Raw genomic sequence first — 7,842 nt, forward strand, 5'->3', positions numbered from 1 at the left:
TGGCCCCGCCGGTCTTCGCCAGCGTAAACGTGATCGCCGCCGTCAGCGTCGTCTTGCCGTGGTCGACGTGACCGATCGTGCCAATGTTGCAGTGCGGCTTGTTGCGTTCGAACTTTTCTTTGGCCATCGGGGTCCTGCGGGCGTTGCTTTCAATAAAAGAGGGGGTCTCAAGTGGAACGTGAACCTGGAGCGGGTAGCGGGAATCGAACCCGCATATTCAGCTTGGAAGGCTGCTGCACTACCATTGTGCTATACCCGCGACACATATCTCCTCAGCGCTCCGGCGCGTGGTGGGGGAAGTAGGACTCGAACCTACGAAGGCGTTCGCCAGGGGATTTACAGTCCCCCCCCTTTGCCGCTCGGGACATTCCCCCTCGCGCTCGGAGCCACGTCAGGACCTTCGAACAAAAGGCTTCCGCTGCAGGATGCGAGGGGCATAAGAGCGCCGAACGCAGGGTCCTGAAGGCGGCAGCCCGTCCGGGGCCCCAATTTGGAGCGCGTCTTATAGTGGCCTCGAACCCCGAACGCAACGACGCCCGCCGAGGGCGGAATCGCCACCCGCACGGAGGGTTTCGCAGGCGTCCGGAGAGCGCTTCCGAGGATTGGATCTGGGGCTGGCACGCGGTCGAGGCCGCGCTCGCCAACCCGGGCCGCGAGCCCGCCCAACTGATCCTGGCGACGCCCGAACGCGCGCGGCAGATCGAGGCCAAATTCGGCCGCCAGGACGCGCTGGAGACCGCCGACAACCAGCGCATCGCCCAGTCCCTGCCGCAGGGGTCGGTACACCAGGGCGTCGCCTTGCGCGGCCCGCCCCTGGAGTCGGCGGCGCTATCCGATTTCGCCCCTGAGCCCGGAGCCGTGCTCCTGATGCTCGACCAGGTCACCGACCCGCAGAACGTCGGCGCCATGCTGCGTTCGGCGGCGGCCTTCGGGGCCGTGGGCGTGATCCTGCAGGACCGCCACGCGCCCAGATTCACCGGCGCCCTGGCCAAGGCCGCGGCCGGCGCCGTGGACCGCGTGCCGGTGGCCCACGTAGTCAACCTCGCCCGCGCGCTCGACGAGCTCACCGACGCCGGCTGGCGGGCCGTCGGCCTGGCCGGCGAGGCCGAGCGGGACCTGGGCGCCGTGCTGGACGGGACGCCCACCGTGCTGGTGATGGGCTCCGAGGGCGAGGGCCTGCGCCGGCTGGTGGCCGAGCATTGCGACGAGCTGGCCCGCATTCCCATGCCCGGCGGCTTCGAGAGCCTGAACGTCTCGGCCGCCGCCGCCGTCGCCCTCTACGAGGCCTCGCGTCCCCGATAGTCCCTCTCCGCTCCTCTCCGGAAGCCGGTCCTATTGCAGCCCCCAGGCTCCTGCCGCATTGAGGGAGCGATGGCGTTGACAGACCTTTTCACCCCCGGCGGCGTGGCGGCCTTCTTCCAGGTGGTGATGATCGACCTGGCGCTCGCCGGGGACAATGCGGTCGCCGTCGGCATGGCCGCGGCCGGCCTGCCGCAGGATCAACGCCGGAAGGCCATCATCGTAGGTCTGGCCGGCGCGGTGGCGATGCGGGTCACCTTCGCCCTGATCACCACCCAGCTCCTGCAACTCGTCGGCCTGCTGGTCGCTGGCGGCTTCCTGCTGCTCTGGGTCTGCTGGAAGATGTGGCGCGACCTGCGCGCCCAGGGACGCGAGGAACGCGCCGAGGGCGAGGCTGCCCTCGAGGCCGCGAGGGGCGTGGCCATCGGCGCCGCCGCGAAGCGCCAGCCGAGGGTCAAGACGCTCCGCCAGGCGCTGGTCCAGATCCTGATCGCCGACCTCACCATGTCGCTCGACAACGTGCTGGCGGTGGCCGGCGCCGCCCGGGAACACCCCTGGGTGCTTATCGGCGGCCTCTTGCTTTCCATCACGCTCACCGGCCTCGCGGCCAGCTGGATCGCCAGGTTGCTGAGCCGCCTGCGCTGGATCGGATTCGTGGGTCTGGCGATCGTGCTCTACGTCGCCCTGCACATGATCTGGGTGGGAACGCGGACGGTCGTCATCGACCTTGGCAAGACCCACGCCTACAACGCCGCCATGCCCGGGCCCCTCGACATCGGCCCCACCGAGGAGGCGAGGCGGCGGGGGAAGTAGCTTGCCTTCCCCGTTCACGGGGAAGGGGGACCATCGGCTGAAAAGCCGATGGTGGAAGGGGCGAGTTCAAGCTCGGAGCCCAGTCTCGCCCCTCCACCACTCGCTCTGCGGCGAGCGGTCCCCCGCTTTGCGTGGGAGGTAAGCTAGGCTTCCGGGCCGCCGAAGCGCTCGCGCCATTCGGCGGTCTGGGCGTCCTCGACCTTGCGGAACAGCACGTCGGGCGCCTTCACCGCGCGGCCGGGCGGCAGGATGTCCAGCGTCCCCTGCCCGTCCAGGCTGGGCCACTTGCCGGGGAAGGCTTCGCCCACCGAAAGCGCGATGGTCTCCGCGGCGAAGGGGATAAAGGGCTCGGAGACCTTGGCGAACAGGGCCACCAGGTTGAGGCCGGTGCGCACCGCGACCGCCGCACGCTCGGGATCGGTCTTCAGCGCCGTCCAGGGCGCGGCCTCGGTCAGGTAGCCGTTGCCCAGCACCCAGAGCTGGCGCAGCGCCGTCGAGGCCTTGCGGAACTCGCGGCCCTCCAGGTGCTCGGTGAGTTCGCGCAGCTTCGCCAGCACGTCCTTGTCGAGCTTCGCCTCCAGCGGGCCGGACGCGCCGCCGGCCGGGACCACACCGTCGAAGCGCGTCTCAGTGAACTTCAGAATGCGGTTGACGAAGTTGCCGAGCACGTCGGCCAGGTCTGCGTTCACCTGCGCCTGGAACTGTTCCCAGACGAAGCTTGAGTCGGAAGTCTCAGGCGTGTTGGCGGTGATCCACCAGCGCCAGTAGTCCGGCGGCAAAAGCTCGAGCGCCTGGTCCATGAAGACGCCACGGTTCTGCGAGGTGGAGAACCGGCCGCCGTAGTAGTCAAGCCAGTTGAAGCCTTTCAGCTCATCGACCAGCTTCCAGGGGGCGTTGTTGGTCGGCGACCACTTGCCGTCGGCGCCGAGCCGCTCGTTCAGCCCGATCAGGGTGCAAGGGAAGCCCACGGTGTGGAAGGGCACGTTGTCCTTGCCCATGAACTCCACATAGGTGACGTCGGCCGCTGCGGGCTCGCGCCACCAGCGTTCCCATTCGGCGTCGTCAGCGGGGGTGGGTTTGCCGGCCTCGGCGGCGCGCGCGTCGGCCCACTCCCAAGTGGCGGCGATGTACTCGATGGGCGCGTCGAACCAGACGTAGAACACCTTGCCGGCCAGGCCCTCGATATCCGGTGTCGCACCATCCGGGTTCGGGCCCCATTCGAAGGCGTTGACCGGCACGCCCCATTCGAGGTCGCGGGTGATGCCGCGGTCCTGCAGGCCTTCGTCGAGCCACTTCAGCGCGATGGAGGTGACCAGCAGCGGCCAGCGGTCGCGCTTCTCCTCGATCCAGGCGCGCAGCTTCTGGGAAAACAGGCTCTGGCGCAGGAAGAGGTGCTTGGAGCCGCGGACCTCGATGTCGGTGGACCCCGAGATCGCCGAGCGCGGATGCAGCAGGTCGGCGGGGTCGAGGACGCGGGTGCAGTTCTCGCACTGGTCGCCGCGGGCGGCCTCATAGCCGCAATGCGGGCAGGTCCCGATCACATAGCGGTCGGGCAGGAAGCGCTTGTCGGCGTTGGAATAGACCTGCTGGGTCACCCGCTCCTCGATGAAGCCCGCCTCCCAAAGCTGCTGGGCGAAGCGCTGGGTCAACCGGTGGTTCTGCGGCGAGGAGGAGCGGCCGAAGTGGTCCCAGGAGAGGCCGAACCGGCGGCCCAGGTCGTGCTGCACCTGGTGCTGCTCGGCGCAGAAGGTCGCCGGATCCTGGCCGGCTTCGGCGGCGGCGAGCTCGGTCGGCGTGCCGTGCTCGTCGGTGGCGCAGATGTAGAGGGTCTCGCGGCCCCGCGAGCGCTGGAAGCGCGCATAGACGTCGGCCGGCAGCATGGAGCCCGCCAGCGTCCCCAAGTGCTTGATCCCATTGATGTAGGGCAGCGCGGACGTGATCAGGATGCGGGACATGGCTTCGCAAGGCGGGTTGGGCGGAAGCGGGGCTTATAGGCCGCGCGCCGCGGTTCGCCAAAGCGGGACCCGAAGAATTCCTCGCCAAACGCCGGTATCGGCATAACCTTGGCAGTGGGGCGAAGGCGGCGGCCCTTGAGTCTTCAAGAAAAACACGCCGCCTGGTTAGGGAGAATCCGCATGTTGAAAGGCGTCAACTGGATCGCCGTACTCATCGCGTTCGTCCTTCTCGAGGTGTTGGGCTACCTCTGGTACGGACTGGTCTTCAGCTCGGCCTGGCTGGCCGAAATGACCGCCATCGGCCTGAAACCGGACATGTCGAGCGCCGGCCAGACCAGATCCATCGCCGAGGGAGCGGTGCTGATCATCATCCAGGTCATCGGGCTTTCCTGGCTGCTGCGGCGGCTGGGCGCGTCAAGCCTGCAGGCCGGCCTGACGGCGGGCTTCGCGGCCTGGTTCTTCTTCGGCCTGACCACCCAGGGCATGGAATACGTCTACATGGGTTTCACGCCGAAGCTGATGGCGATCAACTGCGGCCAGCTCGCGCTCGCCTACGTGCTGGCGGGCGCGGTGTTGGGCGGCGTCAAGTTCGGCGCCTCGGCCGGGGCGCCGGCGGCGGCCTGACAGTGCGCGGAGCGCTTCGCCCGGCGGGCGGAGCGCTCTTGCCTCAGAACGGCCCTCGAAACACGAAGAAGGCGCCCAGGCCGATCAGGGCGAAGCCTACCGCGTGGTTGAGGGTGACGGGTTCCTTCAGCCAGGCCACCGAGAACACCGCGAAGACCGCGAGCGTGATCACCTCCTGCATCGCCTTCAGCTCGGACGGCTCATATACGGCGCGGCCGATGCGATTGGCCGGGACCGCCAGGCAATATTCGAAGAAGGCGATCCCCCAGCTGATCAGCACGATCAGCCACATGGCCCGATGCTCGACCTTCAGCTGGCCGTACCAGGCGAAGGTCATGAACACGTTCGAGGCGACCAGCAAAAGGATCGGGGCGAGCGCGGTCCAGTTGAGCGGCATCCAGGGACTCCGGCGGGCTTCAGGGTCGAAGCCGCCATCCCTGGCCGCGCAAATCCACCGTGTCGAGCCCTATGCCACCGCCCGACGGCCCTTGCGGCGCTGGGCGCGCAGGGCCGAACCGAGGGCGCCGAAGCCCAGGATCAGCATCATCCAGGTCGCCGGTTCCGGCACCACGGAGGTCAGGGGCGTATCGCCTGTCGGGCCGAAGATTTTTGGCGTCGAGCCGTCGCCCGGCGATTGGCCGCAGTGCAGGACGCAGGGCTTGTGGGCGCCGTCGTCGCCGCCGTCGTCGATCGGGCCAAGCCCGCCCGGATCGCCCGGCGTGCCACCGTTGCCGCCGCCGTCGCCACCGCCGCCGTTGTCACCAATCCCGCCGGTGGGCCTATTCGGCGTTCCGCCGCCGGGGCCGCCACCGCCGCCACCGCCACCGCCACCCCCGGTGTAGCCCCCGCCTGCGGTGAAGCCGCCCCCCGGCGGCCCATTGGATCCCACCTGGCCGTCCGGATTGCCCCCCGGCGCGCCGTCATCGGTCCCCGGATTGGGATTGCCCCCCCCACCGTGGTCGCGGACGAAATCGGCGAGGGTCACCAGACCGTCCTCGTCATTCGGCATGAAGCCGCCCCACGGGGACCGCTCATCGCCCTCGCCCGGACCGGAAGTCTCGGTCTGTAGGGCGTGTGTTTCATTTTGGGTTCCAGCCGCGCCGTGTCGGGCGCGCCAGTGGCCGAAGCCGCCGCCTTGGCCCCCGCCCAGACCGCCGCCCTGGCCCGCGGCGCCCAGCGCCATCTCGACGCGGGGCGGCCCGCCGCGCCCATGGTGGAGCGCGCCGTCACCCATCGCAAACGCGATCGCCAGCGCCGCGAGGACTGTGAGGCGGCCTGCGAGCCGCCGCCTGTCGTGTTTCGAACTGGAACGGTTAGGTGTCATGGGCGGCGCATTGCAAAGATCGTGCACAGCTCGCGCTGACCCGCCCTGCCCCCGCGCCCGGTGTCGGTCGCCAGTGCGCCTAGTGTGCTGGATTTGAAGTTCGCCTCATTCACGCGCCACGCGCCGAGCGAACTTCAAATCCAAGAAGCACACTAGAAACATATACTTGCTAGTGTCCTTATCGATTCCGGAGTTCGCCAAAGTCACCCGCAAGCGCTTGCGAACTTCGGAATCGGGACACTAGAGCGGCGGGGTCCGATCGAACCAGGGCCTCGCCTGTTCCAGCTGGCCGGCCAGGCGGAAGAGCGTCGCCTCGCCGCCCATCCGGGCCACGAACTGCATCCCGATCGGCAGGCCGCTGCGGCTCCAGGCCAGCGGCACGGTCATCGCCGGCTGCCCGGTGTTGTTGAAGGCCTGGGTGTTGGGCATGAAGGCGAACAGCCGCTCGGCGATCTGTTTGGGATCATCGAGGATCCAGCCGATCGGGATCGCCGGGCTGCCCAGCGTCGAGAGCAGCAGGACGTCGTATGTCTCGAACAGCTGCGCCTCGGCCCGCGCATAGGCGTGCAGCGCCTGCAGGCCGCGCACATAGGCCGCCGCTGACACGCCCTGACCCCTGCGGTAGGTGGCCATGGTCGGCGCCTCGATCTCGCCCGCCTCGATCGGCCGGCCGCGCCGCTCGGCCTCGGCGTCCAGGTTGGCGGCGATGCTGGCGGCGATCACCGCGCCCGCCGCGGCCTGCATGGCGGCCACGTCGCCGGGGATCTTGGCCTCCTCCACCTCGTGGCCTAGCTGTTCGCAGAGCCGCGCCGTTTCGCGGACCGCCGCCTCGCACTCCGGATCGAGACCGGCCGACTGCATCGCCGCGGTGGTGAAGGCGATCCGCAGCCGCCCGGGCTCGCGCGCCGCCTCCTCCGCGAAGGGCGTCTCTGGGGGCGCCAGGAAGTAGGGGTCGCCCGGCTGCGGGCGGCAGGCGACGTCGAGCAGGGCGGCGCTGTCGCGCACCGAGCGGGTGACGGCGTGCTGGATCGAGGCGCCCGCCCAGCCCTCGCCCAGCGGCGCGAAGGAAACCCGTCCGCGCGACGGCTTCATGCCGAACAGGCCGCAGCAGGAGGCCGGCGTGCGGATCGAGCCGCCCCCGTCGCTGGCGTGGGCGGCGGGCACGATGCCGGCCGCCACCGCCGCCGCCGCGCCGCCCGAGGAGCCGCCCGGCGTCCGCGACAGGTCCCAGGGATTGCGGCAGACGCCCAGGAACTCCGACTCGGTCATCGGCCACAGGCCGAACTCCGGCGTGTTGGTCTTGCCGAAGATCGAGAGTCCCGCGTCCTTGTAGGCGGCGGTGATCGCGCTGTCGGCCTGCGCCACAGCGTTCGCGAACAGTCGCGAGCCGGCGGTGGTCGGCGTCCCGGCCAGCGCCGCGCCAAGGTCCTTCAGCAGGAACGGCACGCCGCAGAGCGGCCCGGCGTCCGCAGGCTGGCCGCGCGCCCGCTCCGTGAGGTCCTGGGTGACGGCGTTGATCTGCGGATTGACCGCCTCCATCCGCGCGACGGCGGCGTCCAGCAGTTCGCGCGCACTCACCTCGCGGCGCGCCACCAGCCCGGCCAGGCCGACCGCGTCGTGGCGGCGATAGTCCCCGAAGTCCATGCGGCTCACCCTGCTCTGCTGCCCGCCCACGCAAGCACAGCCGCGCCCCGGAACCAACCCACGCCCTTGCGAAGCCTTAGGGGTTCACCGCATAAGCAGCCATCGGCCGCCGGATTAGCTCAGCTGGTAGAGCAGCGGTTTTGTAAACCGAAGGTCGCGGGTTCGAGTCCTGCATCCGGCACC

The 7,842-nt window shown here is 69.5% G+C and carries 8 protein-coding genes and 3 tRNA genes; 4 read left to right on the plus strand and 7 right to left on the minus strand.

Features of this window, described 5'->3' with window-relative positions:
* The 3 genes from JWP28_RS14015 to JWP28_RS14025 all read right to left on the minus strand — a co-directional run.
* A partial coding sequence (locus tag JWP28_RS14015) for a GTP-binding protein (protein ID WP_299543822.1) occupies positions 1 to 127 on the minus strand: 127 nt, incomplete at its 3' end.
* Between the two features lie 58 nt (positions 128 to 185).
* A tRNA-Gly gene (locus tag JWP28_RS14020) sits at positions 186 to 259 on the minus strand.
* 29 nt (positions 260 to 288) lie between these two features.
* Positions 289 to 374: transfer RNA gene (locus tag JWP28_RS14025), tRNA-Tyr, on the minus strand.
* A 133-nt stretch (positions 375 to 507) separates the two neighbouring features.
* Here JWP28_RS14025 and rlmB point away from each other — a divergent pair.
* Both rlmB and JWP28_RS14035 read left to right on the plus strand, forming a co-directional pair.
* Positions 508 to 1,302: a 23S rRNA (guanosine(2251)-2'-O)-methyltransferase RlmB gene (gene rlmB / locus JWP28_RS14030; RefSeq protein WP_299543811.1), complete on the plus strand. Its 795-nt coding sequence runs from the start codon at positions 508 to 510 to the stop codon at positions 1,300 to 1,302.
* A gap of 75 nt (positions 1,303 to 1,377) precedes the next feature.
* Entirely contained in the window at positions 1,378 to 2,112 is a 735-nt protein-coding gene (locus JWP28_RS14035) for a YjbE family putative metal transport protein (protein WP_299543813.1), read from the plus strand.
* Between the two features lie 143 nt (positions 2,113 to 2,255).
* Here JWP28_RS14035 and metG read toward each other — a convergent pair whose 3' ends face one another.
* Positions 2,256 to 4,067 (minus strand): methionine--tRNA ligase, encoded by a 1,812-nt coding sequence (metG, locus tag JWP28_RS14040; RefSeq protein ID WP_299543815.1) that lies wholly within the window; start codon positions 4,065 to 4,067, stop codon positions 2,256 to 2,258.
* Between the two features lie 180 nt (positions 4,068 to 4,247).
* Here metG and JWP28_RS14045 point away from each other — a divergent pair, with 180 nt between their 5' ends.
* Entirely contained in the window at positions 4,248 to 4,691 is a 444-nt protein-coding gene (locus JWP28_RS14045; RefSeq protein WP_299543817.1) for a DUF1761 domain-containing protein, read from the plus strand.
* A gap of 43 nt (positions 4,692 to 4,734) precedes the next feature.
* On the opposite strand, the gene JWP28_RS14050 is transcribed toward JWP28_RS14045, so the two are convergent.
* The 3 genes from JWP28_RS14050 to JWP28_RS14060 form a co-directional block, all read right to left on the minus strand.
* Entirely contained in the window at positions 4,735 to 5,088 is a 354-nt protein-coding gene (locus tag JWP28_RS14050) for a DMT family protein (RefSeq protein ID WP_299543818.1), read from the minus strand.
* A gap of 69 nt (positions 5,089 to 5,157) precedes the next feature.
* Positions 5,158 to 5,700 (minus strand): PEPxxWA-CTERM sorting domain-containing protein, encoded by a 543-nt coding sequence (locus tag JWP28_RS14055; RefSeq protein WP_299543820.1) that lies wholly within the window; start codon positions 5,698 to 5,700, stop codon positions 5,158 to 5,160.
* 555 nt (positions 5,701 to 6,255) lie between these two features.
* Complete coding sequence (locus JWP28_RS14060) at positions 6,256 to 7,659, minus strand: amidase (protein ID WP_299543823.1); 1,404 nt, start codon at positions 7,657 to 7,659, stop codon at positions 6,256 to 6,258.
* Between the two features lie 108 nt (positions 7,660 to 7,767).
* Here JWP28_RS14060 and JWP28_RS14065 point away from each other — a divergent pair.
* Positions 7,768 to 7,840, plus strand: a tRNA-Thr gene (locus tag JWP28_RS14065).
* The last annotated feature ends 2 nt before the right edge of the window (positions 7,841 to 7,842 follow it).

It is taken from the genome of Phenylobacterium sp., from assembly GCF_028290885.1.
Classification (GTDB): Bacteria; Pseudomonadota; Alphaproteobacteria; order Caulobacterales; family Caulobacteraceae; genus Phenylobacterium.

Coding starts and splice junctions, on each gene's coding strand:
- metG (WP_299543815.1), bottom strand. CDS start 4,067: ATGTCCCGCATCCTGATCACGTCCGCGCTGCCCTACATCAATGGGATC.
- JWP28_RS14045 (WP_299543817.1), top strand. CDS start 4,248: ATGTTGAAAGGCGTCAACTGGATCGCCGTACTCATCGCGTTCGTCCTT.
- JWP28_RS14050 (WP_299543818.1), bottom strand. CDS start 5,088: ATGCCGCTCAACTGGACCGCGCTCGCCCCGATCCTTTTGCTGGTCGCC.
- JWP28_RS14055 (WP_299543820.1), bottom strand. CDS start 5,700: ATGCCGAATGACGAGGACGGTCTGGTGACCCTCGCCGATTTCGTCCGC.
- JWP28_RS14060 (WP_299543823.1), bottom strand. CDS start 7,659: ATGGACTTCGGGGACTATCGCCGCCACGACGCGGTCGGCCTGGCCGGG.